12 protein-coding genes are annotated in these 18,269 nt (G+C 33.0%); 10 read left to right on the forward strand and 2 right to left on the reverse strand.

Going from position 1 to position 18,269, the window contains the following annotated elements; translation table 11 throughout:
• The first annotated feature begins 167 nt into the window (after nt 1-167).
• The 10 genes from AB674_RS23210 to AB674_RS08840 all read left to right on the forward strand — a co-directional run bounded on the left by AB674_RS23210 (nt 168) and on the right by AB674_RS08840 (nt 12,557).
• A complete protein-coding gene (locus AB674_RS23210) occupies nt 168-371 on the forward strand; it encodes a hypothetical protein (protein ID WP_047775722.1) in 204 nt (67 codons plus the stop codon).
• A 127-nt stretch (nt 372-498) separates the two neighbouring features.
• Nucleotides 499-702 (forward strand): hypothetical protein, encoded by a 204-nt coding sequence (locus tag AB674_RS08800; protein ID WP_047775724.1) that lies wholly within the window; start codon nt 499-501, stop codon nt 700-702.
• A 221-nt stretch (nt 703-923) separates the two neighbouring features.
• Nucleotides 924-2,573 (forward strand): S41 family peptidase, encoded by a 1,650-nt coding sequence (locus AB674_RS08805; protein ID WP_047775725.1) that lies wholly within the window; start codon nt 924-926, stop codon nt 2,571-2,573.
• 194 nt (nt 2,574-2,767) lie between these two features.
• Entirely contained in the window at nt 2,768-4,009 is a 1,242-nt protein-coding gene (locus AB674_RS08810) for a lanthionine synthetase LanC family protein (RefSeq protein WP_047775727.1), read from the forward strand.
• On the forward strand, nt 4,006-6,231 hold the full coding sequence (locus tag AB674_RS08815; protein ID WP_047775728.1) for a lantibiotic dehydratase family protein: 2,226 nt from the start codon (nt 4,006-4,008) through the stop codon (nt 6,229-6,231). The genes AB674_RS08810 and AB674_RS08815 overlap by 4 nt, the downstream gene beginning before the upstream one ends.
• Nucleotides 6,232-6,237: 6 nt before the next feature.
• The gene (locus AB674_RS08820; RefSeq protein ID WP_047775730.1) at nt 6,238-7,119 is read left to right on the forward strand and encodes a thiopeptide-type bacteriocin biosynthesis protein; all 882 of its coding nucleotides are present in this window, start codon (nt 6,238-6,240) and stop codon (nt 7,117-7,119) included.
• 1 nt (nt 7,120) lies between these two features.
• The gene (locus AB674_RS08825) at nt 7,121-9,310 is read left to right on the forward strand and encodes a peptidase domain-containing ABC transporter (RefSeq protein ID WP_047775731.1); all 2,190 of its coding nucleotides are present in this window, start codon (nt 7,121-7,123) and stop codon (nt 9,308-9,310) included.
• Nucleotides 9,311-9,312: 2 nt separating this feature from the next.
• The gene (locus tag AB674_RS08830; RefSeq protein ID WP_047775733.1) at nt 9,313-10,608 is read left to right on the forward strand and encodes an HlyD family secretion protein; all 1,296 of its coding nucleotides are present in this window, start codon (nt 9,313-9,315) and stop codon (nt 10,606-10,608) included.
• A gap of 66 nt (nt 10,609-10,674) precedes the next feature.
• The gene (locus AB674_RS08835; RefSeq protein WP_047775734.1) at nt 10,675-11,748 is read left to right on the forward strand and encodes a glycosyltransferase; all 1,074 of its coding nucleotides are present in this window, start codon (nt 10,675-10,677) and stop codon (nt 11,746-11,748) included.
• Between the two features lie 158 nt (nt 11,749-11,906).
• Nucleotides 11,907-12,557 (forward strand): sugar-binding protein, encoded by a 651-nt coding sequence (locus AB674_RS08840; protein WP_047775736.1) that lies wholly within the window; start codon nt 11,907-11,909, stop codon nt 12,555-12,557.
• Nucleotides 12,558-12,925: 368 nt separating this feature from the next.
• Here the strand turns inward: AB674_RS08840 and AB674_RS08845 are convergent, their stop codons facing one another.
• Together AB674_RS08845 and AB674_RS08850 are read right to left on the reverse strand one after the other, a co-directional pair.
• Nucleotides 12,926-15,112, reverse strand: a complete 2,187-nt coding sequence (locus tag AB674_RS08845) for a M1 family metallopeptidase (RefSeq protein WP_047775738.1) — start codon at nt 15,110-15,112, stop codon at nt 12,926-12,928.
• Nucleotides 15,113-15,138: 26 nt separating this feature from the next.
• Nucleotides 15,139-18,234, reverse strand: coding sequence for a DUF5107 domain-containing protein (locus tag AB674_RS08850; RefSeq protein ID WP_047775740.1), 3,096 nt, complete (start codon nt 18,232-18,234; stop codon nt 15,139-15,141).
• Nucleotides 18,235-18,269 lie beyond the last annotated feature (35 nt).

Below are 18,269 nucleotides of genomic sequence, written 5' to 3' on the forward strand. Positions count from 1 at the left end.
ATTAAAATAAAACGCATAAAATTCGCATAAATCTGCATAAGAGTCTTTCTAAAAAGCCTTTAAGTTTATAAAACTTTTTAATAAAATGAATTTAAAATCAAGTGCACGTGATTTAAAGAATTTATAATATTTGAAAAGCTTAATTAAACAATTTAAATTTTTAAAAAATGAAATTAAACAAAATCAAAATTGCCCGTTTATCAGATAGTCAGGCAAAATCCATTAATGGTGGAGGTACAGGAGAGAGTACACAGAAAAATTTTACATGTTGTTGGTGTTCTAGCGGCGAGACTTCTTTTCACTGCCCTACAGCAAGTAATCAGAGTGATCCGGCCTGTAATGGAACGAAGCCTGTGAGTCCTGGTTTTTAATATTTTGATGAATAGGGTTAGAAATTAACCCTATTTTAATTGTTAGCTTAATTTGTGTTACAACAAATCAAAAGATAAAAATAGTTGAATTAAAGATTTAGTACTACATACTTTTAAATAATAGAATATGAAATTAAATAAAATAAAAATTGCACGTTTATCAGACAATCAGGCGATGTCAGTCAACGGAGGTGGTACAGGTGAAAGTACACAAAAAAACTTTACCTGTTGCTGGTGTACAGGTAGTGGTCCAACAAATGTAGGATGCCCGTCTACATTGCCTGCTGATAGAGTTTGTAATACGACTGTGCCGGTAAGCCCCGGTTTTTAATCAGGATGTTTTCGTAGTTTAATCTGTAGGACGTACTTATTAATACCATCGATTAGAACATTTTTAAGTATAAAAAAGGAATAAAAGACCAATTTGATGAAGTTTTAGGAAATGTTTTTCTATGCGGGATAAAATTTTAAGGTAAAAATTACATGAGGCAATTAGTAGCATTAGCTTACACTTTTTTGTACTCAACGAGTTAGTTTATAAAATAAGAAAGTATGCGTATCAAAATAATAATTATCTGTTGTTTTTTATTTATCAATAATTTATTTGGTCAGAAAAATACAACCGAAATAGAATCAATTTCATTTCAAAATGAAGCTTTTTTTGTTAAAGTTTGGGGTTTTTTAAAATACTATCACCCCAATGTAGCCAGTGGTAAGTTTAATTGGGACGAACAATTTTTAGTACAATTACCTTTAATACAAAAAGCCAATAACAAAGAAGAAAGAGGAGCTGTTTATCTGAATTGGATTAATAGCCTTGGAGATGTGAAAAAGACGAACATTTCCAAGATGACAGATGAATCAAAATATTTTACTCAAAATTTGAATCTCGAATGGCTTGAGAATAAAGAATATTTTGGCTTGGCCGTCGCAGAAAAATTAAAATTTATTAAAGAAAATCGATATCAGGGGAAGCCTTTTTATGTAGATAAAGAAGGAACTGGTAATGTTTTGATGATTAATGAAATCGAACATAAAAAGGAACTGTACCCTGATATATCGATGAGAGTTTTAGGTCTTTCCAGGTTCTGGAATGCAGTAGAGTATTTTTTTCCTTACAAATACAAAACAGATCAAAAATGGGATGAAGTATTGCCTGAAATGATAGGCAAATTTATTTCAGCAAAGAATGAATTAGATTATGATCTTGCAATGTTAGAGACTGCGGTAAAAACAGATGATGGACATGCTTATTATAAAACAAATAATACCGTGAACTTTTTTGGGACGTTTTTTTTTCCAGCAGAAGTAAAGATAATTGAAGGGAAAGCAATTGTAACAAGTCTCCCGAATGATTCGTTATCAAAAATTAATGATTTAAAAATTGGAGATATTATTGAAAAAATAAATGGAGAAGATATCTCAACGATCATAAAAAATAAATTGAAGTATCTAAATGGATCTAACAGTAAAGGTAAACTTAGGTCTACTTATATGTATTTAGCAAATGGTACTAACAATAATGTTGAGATACTATTGTCGAGAAATTTTCATGAACTGCAAAAAAAGGTAAACAGATATCCTTATGATTTAGTTTATTTAAATACAGTACAGAAAACAAAATATAAAATTTTACAAGATAGCATTGGATTCATTGATATGGCACATCTAGAAATGAAGGATGTTGATAAAATGATGGATCAATTCCAAAATTTGAAAGGATTAATTATTGATATTCGGAATTATCCGAGGTTTATTCCTTATAGTTTGGCAAGAAGATTTATAAAAGAAAATAAAGAGTTTGTTAGTATTGTAGAGCCTGATTTGTCTTTCCCAGGGAGATTTCAATATCGAAAAAGAAATGAAATCAAACCTTCAAAAAAGTATTTTAAAGGGAAAGTTGTTTTGTTAGTTGATGAAAATACACAGAGTAGAGCTGAATATAGTACAATGTTATTGCAAACGGGCGATAATGTTATTACAGTAGGAAGCCAAACCGCAGGAGCTGATGGAAATGTATTTGATATATACTTTCTGGGTACGAAATCGTTGCTGACAGGAACCGGTATTTTTTATCCAGACGGAACAGAAACACAAAGAAAAGGGGTGAAGATAGATATGGAAGTCAACCCTACTGTAAAAGGAATTCAGGCTGGTTTAGACGAAGTTCTTCTTAAAGGAATAGCGCTAATTAAGGATTAGCCGGATAAATTCATAAAATACAAATCAGCTTATTTATAACGTTTTGTTGTTCAAAAAAGAATTTTGAGCAATATACTTCCTTGGCAAAAATAGTATGGAAAACTGTTGTTTGCACATCATAATGCTGCAGTACTGAATTAAAAATACTAAAAAGAGGTAAACTGCTCATTTAAATTGAAAAAAGATAGAGAATTATGGTTGGAAAAGTTTTTAATGCAGTAAATGGCATTATAGAAAATATAGAAGATGATAAAAAAAATAGTGAAGATCTTTCGCTATTTACGGGAATAGGAGCATTACCGGTACTTAAATATTTAAAATACAAGTGTACTAACGACCCTAAAATTATTGAGGAAATACATGTATCATTAAATAAGTTCATAAATCAGCTCAATGAAACAGAAGTACATCCTAATTATTGCAGTGGTTTGGCTGGACTTGCAAAAATGTTTGATTACATTTTAAGAAAAGAGATTTTAGATAAAGAGGCGACAGAAGATTTAAAAGAAGCTCTTCTGGATATTGATGAGTTAATATCTGAAATCACGCTTAGCAATACCAAAACAATAGATGATGTTGATTTTTTGCATGGAAGTTTCGGTACCGCATTTTATTTGTTAGAGCGGCTACCATATAATTCAGATCCAATCTTTAAAGAAAGTGTTGTCAAATTGTTTGAGCGTTTAGCAAATATTGTGAATGAAGATATTACAAATGCTTCCAAAGTAGAAAATGAGGTAGTCGTTGACGATTTGATGCACAAAACAAATTGTGGTTTGGCTCACGGACATACAGCTTACATAATTATCTTCTCTAAATTTCTTGAAATATATCCTGAAAATGATTTGATAAAAGAGGTGTTGAAGAGATCTGTTTCTTGTTTGTTGAAGTTTGAAAGCACAGATCAAAATACGTTTGCAACTTTCCCAAGCATAGCTGTAAATCAAATTACTGCCCAATATGACATTGCATTAGGTTGGTGTTATGGAGATCAAAGCATTTCTCTGGGTTTATATAAAGCTTCTGTTATTTTGCAGGATAATAGTTTAAAAGAAAAAGCAATCAGTCTGGCTTACAGAAATGTGAACAGGAATTCTTTAGATCGAATTTTTCCGTATTCCTCTTATGACTCAGGATTTTGTCATGGTTTAGCCAGTGTAGCCTATATACACAAGAAATGGTTTGCCATAACAGGAGATGATTTGTTTTATAAAGAATACGAAAAGTATATCTCAAATATTTTAGATTTTGGAGAAAAGCATGAAGGATTTCCTAAATTTTCTATTGAGGGATTTAAAGAGGCTGTTGGAATGCTGGACGGGACTATTGGAGTAGGGATGGTTCTATTAGATTATTTACTGGGACCGCAAGATTATGGCTGGGATAATTTTTTTCTTCTTGATGTCACTTCGAATTTAAAAAACTACGACATATGATAAAAAAAACAGCATATGAGGCTTTTGAGAATTATATTTTGCGAACGCCTTTGCTTTGTGTTGATTTTTACAAAGATCTAACAGCAGACCGTATAGTTTCTGATGAAAACTTGAAAAAAACATTTGAATATTCAGTTATTAAAGAGGCATTATTCTTAGCCAGCCCTATTCTTTATAATGAATTGGAAAAATGGGTAAGTGGAAAAATGATTGACGAAAAGAAAATAGATCGATTAAGAAATTCTTTGCTAAAATATGTGGCAAGAATGTCCTCAAGAAGCACACCATTCGGGTTGTTTGCAGGTTGTTCTGTTGGTAAAATCAGTACGAATACACAAATTGAACTGGCTGATCTAAAATCACATAAAAGACATACACGTCTTGACATGAACTATTTGGTTTCATTGTCTCAAAATCTATCAAAGAACACAAAAATTAAGGAGCAGTTACTGTTTTACCCTAATTCAAGTATTTATAAACTGAATAATCAGGTCAGATATGTTGAATATGAATATGTAAATAGTTTAAGAAACCATCATATTATTGGAGTAGATGATTCTATTTATCTTGAAGAAGCATTAAAACATGGAGAAAATGGAATTTTGTACAACGATTTAATCAACCTGTTGATTGACGAGGACAATTCTTTTGAAGTTGTTAAGGAATTTGTAGATGATTTAATTGACAGTCAGATTTTTATAAGCGAACTGGAACCGTCCGTTTCCGGTACAGATTTTTTAGATTATATCCTGTCAGTTTTATCTAAAATCAATGATACCGGGAATGAAATAAAAATATTAAAAAGTGTAAAAGAGAAATTGGCACTAATAGATACCACTATTGGAAATCCGCCATCTTCTTACATCGAAATCAGTACTATTCTAGAAGGATTAGAAACGGATTTTGATATAAAATATCTTTTTCAAACGGATCTAATTGTAACAACACCTGTAAATAATTTATCAGATTCATTTGTTGTCAAAATAAAAGAGGGAATGTCTTTTCTAAACAAAATTACCCCTGTTCCCAAAGAAACTAGTTTAAAAAAATTTAAAGAGAGTTTTATTGAAAGATACGAAGAGAGAGAGGTAGCCTTAGAAAAGGTTTTGGATGTTGAATCGGGGATTGGTTACAAACAAAATCAAAATTCTCCGGATATTAATCCGTTAATTGATGATTTGCGTATTGCTCCAAAAGGTATAAATAACGAGCAAAAAGAAATAAAGTGGTCTTTGTTTAATACTATTTTTCAGGAAAAGTTAATTGAATCTTATGCCAATAAAGCGTATTCAATAGTTTTTGAAGATGATGAAGTTGCTAGTTTTGAGGAGAATTGGGATGACATTCCAGATACTTTTTCCTGTTGGACGGAACTTCTCGTTATAGATGGACAGGAAAAAATAGTATTAGGGGGGTGTGGAGACTCAAGTGCTGCAAATCTGCTAGCGAGATTTTGCCATGCAGATATTGCTATAGAAAATTATGTCAATAAAATTGTTGCTCATGAGGCTACTACCAATAAAGGTAAAATAGTAGCCGAAATAATACATTTACCGGAATCAAGAATTGGTAATGTAGTGATGCGACCAAGACTCAGAGAGTTTGAAATACCATATTTAGCTAAATCAGTATTGCCTTCTGCAAATCAAATCAAAATAAATGATTTGATGATTTCAGTAAAGTCTGATACAATTTTTTTACGATCAAAAAAGCTCAATAAACAAATTGAGCCTCGATTGACTAATGCACACAATTATGTTGACAATTCACTGCCTATTTATCAATTTTTAGCTGAGATGCAAACCCAGAATAAAAGGCCAAGTATAAGCATTTACAGAGGACCACATAGTAGTGAATATAAGTTTATTCCCCGAATTGAGTACAAAGATTTAATTTTAGCAGAAGCAGTTTGGAATGTTAAAATAGAGGCTATTTCATTATTGTATAAGGTATTTGATAAAGACGATGACTTATTAGAAGAAGTGAGGACTTTAAGAAAACAGACTGCTATGCCTCAATTTGTACTCTTAATTCAATCTGATCATGAGTTGCTTATTAATATGGAAAATTTATCTACAATAAGAATGTTCTTGACAACAGTAAAAAAAATGCCAATATTTCAACTTAAAGAATTCTTGTATTCAAATTCAGGAGTAGTACAAAATGTAGATTCGAAGAAACATTTTGCGAACCAATTGATTTTATCCTTTTACAAATCTTAACCCCAAATGGAAAATAATTTAATAAAAAGAGATTTTATTGTAGGTGAAAGTTGGGTATACTATAAAATTTATTGCGGTTCGAAAATTACAGAATCAATGCTTAAAGAAATTATTAAGCCAGCTGTAAATTCATTATTAGTAAAAGACATTATTGATAAATGGTTTTTTATCAGATATAGTGATCCGCAACCACATATTCGACTGAGGTTACATTTAAAAGAGATTACGAATATTCACATTGTTTTAGAAAAGTTCTCCGCACAATTAAGTAAATTAAAAGAAGATGATTTAGTATGGAAAATCCAGTTGGATACATATCAGAGAGAACTAGAAAGATATGGAGAAAACACTATAGAAATAGCCGAAGACTTTTTTTTTCATGATAGTAATTTGATTATTGATTTGCTTGAAAATGTTATTGAAGAGGATGAAAATTTAAGATGGCAAATAGGACTAGTGTTAATTAACAATATCCTATCCGGTTTTAAATATACAATGGAAGATAAATTACAATTTATGGTAAATCTTCGTAATGGATTTGCTTCTGAAATAAATATGGATAAATTTTTAACCAAACAATTAGATAATAAGTATCGTAATTTCAGAACCGAAATTGATAATTTAATGCAACCTAAAACAGAAAGAGAAGTATACTTTTATACCTTTTTTGAAAATTTTAATGCAAGAACCAGCCATCTTACAGCTTTTATTTTACAGCTAAAAGAAGAGGGGAAATTACAAGTCAATTTTAATTCTTTGGTGAGCAGTTATATACATATGTCGATGGTTAGACTTTTTAAATCAAAAAACAGACTACACGAAGTCGTAGTATATGATTTTCTATTGAAATATTATAAAACTTGTAAAGCGAAAGGAATTAATATTTAAAATGAGTTTTCCTAATTACGTACAAGCCGATAATAAAGATTGTGGTCCAACATGTTTAAAAATTATTGCAAAACATTATGACAAAACGATTCATATTCAGAAACTAAGAGATTTTAGCCAGACAACTCGAGAAGGAAGTAATTTGCTTTTTTTGAGTGACGCTGCTGATAAAGTAGGTTTCAGAAATTTGAGTGCAAAAATTAGTCTTGACAGACTAGAAGAGGTTCCTCTGCCTTGCATTTTGCATTGGAATAAGAATCATTATGTCGTTCTATATAAGGTTAAAAGAGGTATTTATTACATCTCAGATCCGGCTTTTGGATTAATTGAATATAATAAACAGGATTTTCTTAAATTTTGGATTGGGAATAATTCAGATGAAACGACTGAGGAAGGGATTGTGTTATTGATGGAACCTACTCCTAAGTTCTTTCAATCTGAATTCAATACAACAGATAGTAAAGCATTAGGTTTTGAAATGCTGGCTCAGTATGTTCTACGATATAAATCTTTTCTGGTGCAGTTAATAATAGGACTTTTAGCGAGTAGTTTATTACAGCTTATTTTTCCGTTTTTAACCCAAAGTATTGTTGATGTTGGAATTCAAAATCAAAATATTCATTTTATTTATCTGATTCTTTTCGCGCAATTGTTTGTGTTTGCAGGAAGAATGAGTTTAGAGTTGATACGAAGCTGGATCTTATTGCATCTTTCGACCAGAATAAACGTATCGCTTATTTCAGATTTTTTTATCAAATTAATGAATTTACCCATTTCGTTTTTTGATGTTCGAATGACAGGAGACATTATGCAGCGTATTAACGATCATAAAAGAATAGAACAAATATTAACATCATCATCGCTTAACGTTTTGTTCTCGGCACTTAATATAATTGTCATGGGAGGTGTTCTGCTGCATTTTAACAGTCAGATTTTTTTGGTGTTTTTTGCAGGAAGCATTCTTTATTTTGGGTGGATTACACTTTTTCTCAAAAGGAGAGAGGTTATAGATTACAAACGTTTTGCTGAGGTTTCAAATGAACAAAGTAAAGTAATGGAACTTATTAACGGAATGCAGGAAATCAAACTTCACAATGCCGAAAAACAAAAACGTTGGGGATGGGAGTATGTACAGGCAAGATTGTTTAGAGTTTCAATAAAAGGGCTGATTTTAGAGCAAACTCAAATGATAGGTTCTTCTTTTATCAATGAATTAAAGAATATTTTGATCCTGTTTCTTTCAGCTAAATTGGTTATTGATGGAGAAATTACATTAGGAATGATGTTGGCCATAAGTTCGATTGTTGGAAGTTTAAACGGACCTATTATGCAGCTTATTAATTTTGTTCGGGAATTGCAAGATGCTAAAATATCATTGTCGAGATTATCTGAAATTCATAGTAAAGAGGACGAAACGCAGCAAGAGGCTAATCAAACCAATGATGTTCCGTATAATGTGGATATCGAAATAAAAAATCTTTCGTTTCGCTATATCGGTTCTGATATTTCAGTTCTGGAAAATCTTAATCTTATTATTCCGGCTAATAAAGTAACAGCAATAGTAGGTACCAGCGGAAGCGGGAAGACCACTTTAATGAAATTATTACTTAAATTTTATGAACCTGAGAAAGGAGAGGTAAATATTGGGAGTTCTGCTCTTAAAGATATTTCGCAAAAAGCATGGCGTGGTAATATTGGAGCTGTAATGCAAGAAGGATTTATTTTTAGCGATACTATTGCTAACAATATTGCCATTGGAGTGGATAAAGTGGACAGAGAAAAGCTGATTTATGCCGCTGATGTCGCTAATATTAAAGAATATATCGGTGAATTGCCTCTTGGATATAATACGAAAATTGGTACGGAAGGTTTAGGGATGAGTACAGGACAGAAACAAAGATTATTGATCGCAAGAGCTGTTTACAAAAATCCTGAAATATTGTTTTTTGATGAAGCAACATCTGCACTGGATAGTAATAATGAAAAAGCAATTATGCAAAAACTTGATATTTTCTTTAAAAATAAAACAGTAATTGTGATAGCGCATCGATTAAGTACTGTCATGAATGCCGATCAAATTGTGGTTTTGGATAAAGGAAAAATTATAGAAGTTGGAAACCATAAAGAGCTAGTACAGTATAGGGGAAGTTATTTTGATTTAGTACGCAATCAATTACAGTTAGCAAATTAATTATGACAGATAGTAATGTAATACTTGAATTAAGAAGCGAAGAAGTACAGGATATTCTGAGTAAAGTACCTCACTGGATGATTCGCTGGGGAACTGTCTTGATATTTGTAATTATTTTAGTGCTTTTTTTTGTGTCTTGGTTTGTAAAATATCCTGACATAATAACTTCTGAAATAGTAATTACAACTACTATTCCACCCGAAAAAATTGTTTCTAAATCCTCGGGTCGTATTGAAGCAATTCTGGTAAAAGACAAAGAGTTAATCTCAAAAAATAAAACGATTGCCATTATCGAAAATACAGCCAATTATAAAGATGTCTTTTTATTAAAAAAGATTATAGAGAACCATGATATAAATGACTTAGGAGTAGTATTTCCTTTTAGGTTAATGAAAAATGCGCAATTAGGAGAAATTGAAAACGCTTTTGCAGTTTTTCAGAAAGATTATCAGGTCAGGGAATTAAGTGATAATTTGCATCCATTTGAAGTAGAAAGCAGAGCACAGAGTTCTGAAAATATTCAGATAAAAGAACGATTAAAAATTCTGGGGCAGCAAAAAAGTATTAATGAAAATGAGCTACAACTTCAAAAAAACGAAGTTACCAGATTTGAAACTTTATTTAGTAAAGGGATTGTTTCTATTCAGGAAATAGAAACTAAAAAGCTGAGCTATCTTCAGGCACAAAAGAATTATAAAAGCCTTTTAACCGCCATTTCTCAATTAAAGTCTACTTTGATTGAGAATAGAAAATTAGGACAAAATTCTCAGATCAACAGTACAAAAGAAGAAATTAATTTAGATCGAAACACCATACAATCATTTTATCAACTTAAAAAAAGTATAAAAGACTGGGAACTAAATTTTACCTTAAGATCATCAGTTAACGGTATAATAACCTTTTTACAAGTTTGGAACGAGAATCAAACAATTAATATGGGAGACAATATCTTTTCGATTATTCCCCATGCAAAAAATACTTTTGTTGGAAAAGTTAAAGCATCACCTGTTAATTCCGGAAAAATTAAAACAGGTCAGAAAGTAAATATTCGGCTGGCTAATTTTCCGGACCGGGAGTTTGGTGTTTTGAGAGGTAAAGTTCAAAATATTTCTTTGGTTCCTGATAAGGAAGGTAATTTGTTAATTGATGTTTCCTTACCAAACGGCTTAAAGACTTCATACAAAAAGCAAATCGTGTTTCAACAGGAAATGAGAGGGAGCGCTGAGATTGTGACCGAAGATTTGCGATTACTGGAACGGATTTTAAATCAGCTTAAGAGTATTTTTAAGCAGGTTTAGAAATTTCGAATTCTTGGCATAAAACAATGATATTGTCAGAGGACATGACGCAAAAAAAACATCAATATGATAGTAAAAAAACAGAAAATTGCCCTTATTGGTCATACTTTAGGAAGCAGTGGTGTTGAAAAAATACATGCTTTATTGTCGATTTTTTTTGAAAATAAAGGAATCGAGGTGCATAATATTCTACTATGGGATTTCATAACCTATGATTATTCCGGTTCAGTAACAATCATTGAAAGTACGGGTGAATTGAGGAAACTTATAAAGAAAAACAAGTTCGATTATATTATTGATTTTAGATTAAGATCTGATTATTTAGCAGAATTTTTTATGTCAAGATTTCTGTATCCGAAAAATGTAGTTTATACGGTGCATAGCGGACTAATAGATTATTATTTTCCCAAATCCTTTTTTTTATCCAAATTGATATATGGAAATAAAAATATTGTTGGAGTTTCTAAGGATATAAAAGAGGCTCTTTTACAACGAAAAATAAGTAAAAAGGTTGATTATATCTATAATCCTGTAAATATTGAATCAATTAATAAATTGAAATACGATTTGATTGAGGAAGCGGGTACAGATTATATTTTAGCGGTAGGCAGATTAAACGGAATAAAACAATTTGATCAATTAATAATTGCTTATTCAAAATCCATTTTGCGTAAAGAAGGGGTTAAATTTATAATTATTGGAAGTGGTACTGAGGAAGCAAAATATAAAGGGTTATGTTCAGAATTAGAAGTGGAAGATTTAGTTGAATTTAAAGGTTTCCTGGAAAACCCTTTTCCGTATTATAAGAATGCTTATTTTTCTGTTTTATGTAGTAGAAATGAGGGATTTCCTAATGTTCTAATAGAATCCCTTGCTTGCAGCACACCTGTTATTTCGTTTGATTGTTTTACAGGCCCCAGCGAAATTATAACTCATGGCCACAATGGTTTATTAGTAGAAGATCAAAATTTTGAAAAACTTAAAGAAGCAATGAATCATTTGTTTATCAATAAAGAAATTTATTTTAAATGTAAGGAAAACGCTTTAGAAAGTGTTGAGCAATTCTCATTGGATAAGATTGGTCATGAATGGTTGGACTACTTTAAAAATAATAATTTACAATCTTTTTCTAAATTTTGAGCTTGAAAATAACGTGAAAAACAGCTTTAATTTTAACGAAAGTTTGCCTTATATTAGTGTTTTAAAAACGAAATTAAAGTGTCTTTTTTAAAGCCTTTAAATTTTAAAAAACAACAAAGGTGATTGGTGTTAGCGGATAGTTGAAAATCTAAAAAAATATGAGCACAATTTTAAAAGAATATCAAGTAAAATTTACCAATCAAAACGTAAAAATAAATGCTTCAGATTTGGATTTTCAGTGCTGGGAAAAAGCCAATTGTCTAACCGATTTTTGTTCGCCTTGGAATACAGATCCCTTTTCAAAAATCGAATTTCGAGCGCTGTGGGATTTCGATAATCTGTATTTTAATTTTAAGGTTTTTGATGGTGATATTCATATCGATCAAAAAGATGATAGTATCGATAGTATTGGAAATTCGGATAGGGTAGAGCTATTTTTCAGGAAAAATGAAGCGATGAGCCCGTATTATTGTTTGGAGATGGATACAGCGGCCAGAATAATGGATTTTGAAGCCTTTCCCAATCACAATTTTGATTTTAAGTGGAATTGGTCTAGAACCGATTTAAAGCTCGAAGCATCAAAAGAGGATGGTTTTTTTACCGTGCAGGGCAAGATCAGTATGGCGTCTTTAAAAGCTTTAGATTTAATTCATAATAATACAATTGAGACCGGTGTTTTTAGAGCTAAATTTTCTGAAAAAGTGAATTCACAATATGAAGCCACCTGGATTTCGTGGGTGAATCCTAATACTGAAACGCCTAATTTTCATATTGCTTCTTCTTTTGGGAGGTTTGTTTTGGTGGGGTAAGGTGTGGATTGTTTTAAGTTTCAGGTTTCAGGTTTCAAGTTTCAGGTTTCAAGTTTAACAGAAAGGGTGCTAGGGCTTACGCAAGGTTTTTTCGCGAAGGGGAGAACAAATGTTTGCGTCTTTTACGGTTAAAGGCATTTGTTAAAGAGTATCGTTTTGATACTACTCTCTTTTCTGTACGATTGTCACCCTGAGCGAAGTCGAAGGCTGGATAGGTAAAGGGGGCTTCGGCTTCGCTCAGCCTGACAGATGGGGAAAAACTTTATAAAAAAAGAGATTATCTCACGGATTGCGAGATAATCTCTTCAAAAACAAACAATACTAAATAAGATCGCTTACTTAGGTTTTAATTTCTTTGCTGTCGTTTTTTAGTATTTCTGACTGTTAAACCTTTTGATTAGCGGAGTTACATGGTTCTTAGTATCCTCGTCTAAAGAATTTAGTGCTTTATCTGCCTCATCAGCTGAGAATTTAGTTAGTCCGCAGATACCGGCCGCAATTACGTTGTAGGATTGATTTTTGATACTTTCCTGCATCAATCCTTTGTACTCCGGATTGACGGTGCTTGCAAGTTTTATAATCGCAGCTGCTCTGGCAATTGTCTTTTTGTCGTTTTTGGCAATGTTAAGCAAGCTTTTTAAGGCTGCATTTTTAGTCTGATTGTCTTCTAAACTAATTGCTTTAATACTTAAAACGCGCACATCGTCTTGTTGGTCTTCTAATCCTGCCAACAAAACAAGCTGTGCATCCTGACTTTTATCTGCAGTAGCAAATTTTACGGCTTCGATTCTGTTAAAATAGGAGGGAGCATTTTTATATTGAAAAAGATAATCGGCTATTTTTTTGTTGTCAATAATTTTACCAACTAAGATTTTATCCGGATCCAGGTCTGTAAAATTGGGCTGTGCCGGTACATCAAAACTAAAAGTTTGCTCTTTTTTGTCAATCAAAATTTCTTTTCTAATTTTAGTTCCATTCACATAAAAATCTACTTTTAGCGGTAAGCTGAATGTCTGAACCGAGTTGTCTTGTATTTGTTTTACGGCAATGGTAGCTTTTCCGTCAGCATATCCGTATTCAACATTTAAAATTGGGTTTCCGCCTTGGTAATACCATTGATTAAAATAAGGACTCCAGTCTTTTCCGGTAACCTCTTCCATAGCTAAACGCAGTTGGTGTGATTCTCCCGATTTATAAGCATTTGTCGTTAAATAATGATTTAAGGATTTAAAAAAGGCTTCATCACCCATTTGATTTTTTAGCGCATACAAGATAATCGATCCTTTAGAATAGCTAATATTATCAAACATATCGTCTTGGTTTTGATAATGAAAACGAGCTAAAACAGGACTGTCTCCATTTTTTTGAGAGCGCAGGTAATTTTGTAATTTTTCATAACGAGATTTATCTTCTGCGTCTTGTCCTGCATCATGTCCGTGCCAAAGTACCTCACCAAAAGTGGCAAAAGATTCATTCATGGTTAAGTTTGACCAGGATTCAGCGGTTACATAATCTCCAAACCATTGGTGAAAAAGTTCATGAGCAATGGTACTCTCCTGGTTATCGTCTAATAATTCTCTTTCTGTTTTTTGTACGTATTCGCCATGTAAAGTGGCAGATGTATTTTCCATTGCTCCCGAAACAAAATCTCTGGCTACTACTTGTGAATATTTTGCCCAAGGATATTCCACGCCCAACATTTTGCTGTAAAACGCCATCATATCAGGTGTTTTTCCAAAAATTTGTTTGGCGTAAGGCGCATACTTTGGCTCCAGATAATAACTTACTTCTTTTCCTTTATAGGGAGTGTCTTTATAAACTTTAAAATCACCAACAGCCATCATAAATAAATAAGGAGAATGCGGTAATTCCATTTTCCAGGTATCAGTACGCGTTCCGTCTTTATTTACTTTTTGGGCGGTTAATTTCCCGTTGGATAAGGTGGTGTATTTGCCCTCAACCGTCATAGCGATTTCAGAAGTTGTTTTCTGGTTGGGTTTGTCAATAGTAGGAAACCAGGCCGAAGAGGCTTCTGTTTCACCTTGTGTCCAGATTTGAACGGGTTTGTCTCCTTTTCCGTCCGGATTTATAAAGTACAATCCTCTTGCATCTGTGATGGCATTGCTTCCTTTGGCTTTCAATTGATCCGGTTTTGCCGTATAATCGATGTAAATAGTATAATTTTCTGTGCTTTTGTATTTTCTGTTTAGCGTAATAAAAAGTTGTTCGTTATTATAGCTGTATTTTAAAGGAATACTTTTTTTTCCGTCAATAACTGCAATTTCTTTGATGTCCATTCCTTTGGCATCTAGCGTAAGCGCATCGGTTTCGTAAAAATGAGGTTTTAGCGTAAGCCATTCTTTTCCATACAAAAAACGTTTTCCATAATCAAAAGACACTTCTAGTTTGGTGTGTAATATATCGTGAACTTTTAACGGTGTAACTCTGTAAATCGACAGATCGCTTTTGTTCTGATCTGTATTTTGTGCCTCTATATTTTGGCAGCCCAACAAGACAATGCTAAAAAAGGTGTATTTTAAAAAATGTTTATTCATGGTATTTTAATTTATATGGGTAGTTTTTATAGTTTTTCAATAATTCGAACCTCACCGTCTTTTTCATCCTCGGTCAAAGGAGTTGATTGCTTTTTAGTATATACTTGTAAGGTCCATTGAATAATTTTGTTGGAAGGATATAACGAAGCTTGATTTTTTAACCATGCTGTTGCTTTTTCTGCTGAAGAAGTTTTCTCAATTGCCCAAGCGGACACAAGCTGATTTGCCGGTAAAAAATTCATAACGGTATTGTCTATTTTTGGATTAAAAGTAAGAATTTTTTCTAAGGATTGTTTTGCTGAATCCAAATTATTAAGACTAGTATAACAGTGATAATCTAACCAGTTTTCAAGTCTTTCATCAATATCTTCCTCATATGGTTTTCCAACACCCAGATTTTGAGGCCACAACTTGGCATCGGCGATAAATTGTAAAGCTTTTTTGTACTGTTTGTTTTTTATTTGGTTTAGTGCCTGCATGAGTTTGGCTTCGTGATAAAGTTGTCGTCCTATAGTTGCTCCTTCAAACGGAAGAATTTCGAGTTTGGTTAAGAAGGTATCTGCTTCTGCATATTTTTTGTTTAACAATAAAGTTTTGGCGTATAACATTCCCATGATATAATTCGTGGAATGCTGTTTGTAAAAAGGAGCTGCGATAGCCAGCGCTTTGTCATATTGTTTTTGATTGATATAATGCTCTGCCAGTAATTTAGGATATCTCCAGCTCTGATTATCTAATTTAATTGCCTGTTGCAGGCTCGATACGACCAATGGAGCGTCTTCTTTCATTAAAGCCGCTTTTGCCGCATAAAAAGCCGGATCTGCTGGTTGGCTGCCGCATTGTAGAAATAATTCTTTAGCTTTTGAAAGCGTATTGCGATTCCATTCTATTAAAGCCAAATGATATTTCAATTGCCATTGCCCGTTGGTTTGAATTAATTTCTCTAAAATTTCTGCAGTTTCGGGACGGAAAGGAAAACTGGTTCCGGGTTGTATTTTACTTAAATCAACGGCTTTATTTTCTAAAAAAGCCATCCAATAGATAATTTCAGCATTTGGAACGGCAAGAGCAAAAACTTTTAAAGCTTCCTCTTTGCGATTCAATTGTTGATACCAAATCCCTAATTCCAAATAAGTTTGTTCCGGCATTTCATTTCGAATAAGTGAAGTAAAATGTACTTTTGAAGCCGCTGATTTTTCCCAAAGATATTTTTCAAATCCTGCAAAATGATTCAACGGATCAATGGAGTTTATTTGATTTAATAAAGCTGTGGCTCTTTCGGAATTGTTTTGCAAGCGATAAATCACAGCCAGCAATTGTAAACCTTCTAAATTATATGGATTGTTTAGCAGACTTTTTTCCGCGTATTCGATTGCTTTTGCTTGTTGATTTTCGTTGAAATAAAGTTTACTCAATTGCGTGTAAGCGGCAGAGCGGTATTCGACACTTGAGGCTGCAATGTCAAAACCATCCTTAGCATCCGTATTATTTCCTAAATGTAAATTCGCTAAAGCATAATAATAGTTTGCAGCAGGATCGTAAGTATTTATTGCCAAAGCTTTACTTGCGGTTGCAACTGCTTCCTTGTATTGCAGTTTTCTAATTTGTAAAGAAGCCAGATCGGATAGAGCAGGAGCGTAGTTCGGATCTATTTTCAGGCAAGCTGATAATTTTTCTTCTGCTTTTATGTAATCTTTAAAACTAATGTAATTTTTTCCTTGAAGATACAATCCGTAAAGAGAATTATTGTCAAAGTCTTTTGGTGTTTCTAAAGGGCGACTTAGATTTCCGTCTTCAGGATCTGAATTCCAGACTAATTTATTTTCGCCAAGCGTAAGTCTTATTTTATTTGGATTAACCGAAACTTGAACAGAGTCTTTGAAGGTTTCTAAGGTCGAAAGCGAAATGTCTTTAGAATAAATTTTCTTGTCATTATCAAAAACTTCCAGTTTGTCTTTTATTTTTTGAAGTGGCGAAAAATAAATTTTCAGCCAGCCGTTTTCATTTTTTACATTTACAGAACCATAGTTGTTTGCTTTTACGAAACCTTTGGTCTGCTTTACAGGAAACCAGTATTCGGTCCAGGAATCTGTTTGGTAGGGTGCAAAAGAGCGTTGTTTAAAAGGAGTGAAGCTACTGTTTTCGCTTGCCTGATTGAACAATCTTCCGCTTTGTACTTCTACATATTGTCCGTCGGTATCGGTCAATAATTTTTCCCAGATCATTCCTTGATGTGACAGTCCCCAAATCCATATTTTTTTACCTGCTTTATCATCGTGAGTGCTGTATCTTCCCATTCCGAAATCTTCGTCATGCCAATAACCACCAAAGAAATCAGTATATTTTCCAAAAACATGATAAGATTTATAACCGCCAAAATCGTTGTTTTTATAGAAAGAGACCTCCTTGCCATTTTGTTTGTTGATAGGCCAGGCATTGTGCTCACCGTCATGCCCCAGGTAGGTAGTGCCTGGATAAATAAACTGCAGATTTCCGGCGGCTTTGATTCCCGTATTCATCCAGGTGTAATAAGGCTGTTCGAATTCGGTTGAATTAAACCAAAACGAATTGGTGGTAAAATAAGCCTTGTCTTTTGGCAGATTAATATCCAGTTTCCACGACGTACGGGTCAGTAAATCTAAAACCTGAATCACACAACTCACGCTTCCGTCTGCTCTGTTAATGGTTATAAAATCAACGGGAGTAGCACAATTGGGAGTATGTCCAATAATTCCATAATTGCCTTCTACACCACCGCTTGTCCAAGGTCCACGCATGGCGATATCTCTGAATTTGATTACATGGTTGTTGTAAACGAAGTCTTTTCCAGTAGCTTTTTCTACGGCTGACCAAACTTTTCCGCCTACTTCGGGCAGAATCATTAATTTGATATAGTCATTCTCCAATTCAATTACCTTCCATTCTTTTTGGATCGGTTTGTCAGTAAAACCATCAAAACGGAAGTACGGATAAATTTTGGTATCCGGTTTCGGAATCGGATCCGGATCTGAGAATGGATAGGTGGTGAATACTTTTTGGTACTCTTTTATTGTTGGTTGGTTTTGAGCATTTGAAATAAGGCTTCCGAAGAGCAGAAAGGGAACGAATAGTTTAAGTTTCATAGGGAGCGATTTATTGTTTCGTGTTTTTTTTGCCA

Source organism: Flavobacterium sp. ABG (genome assembly GCF_001027725.1).
Lineage (GTDB): Bacteria > Bacteroidota > Bacteroidia > Flavobacteriales > Flavobacteriaceae > Flavobacterium > Flavobacterium cupriresistens.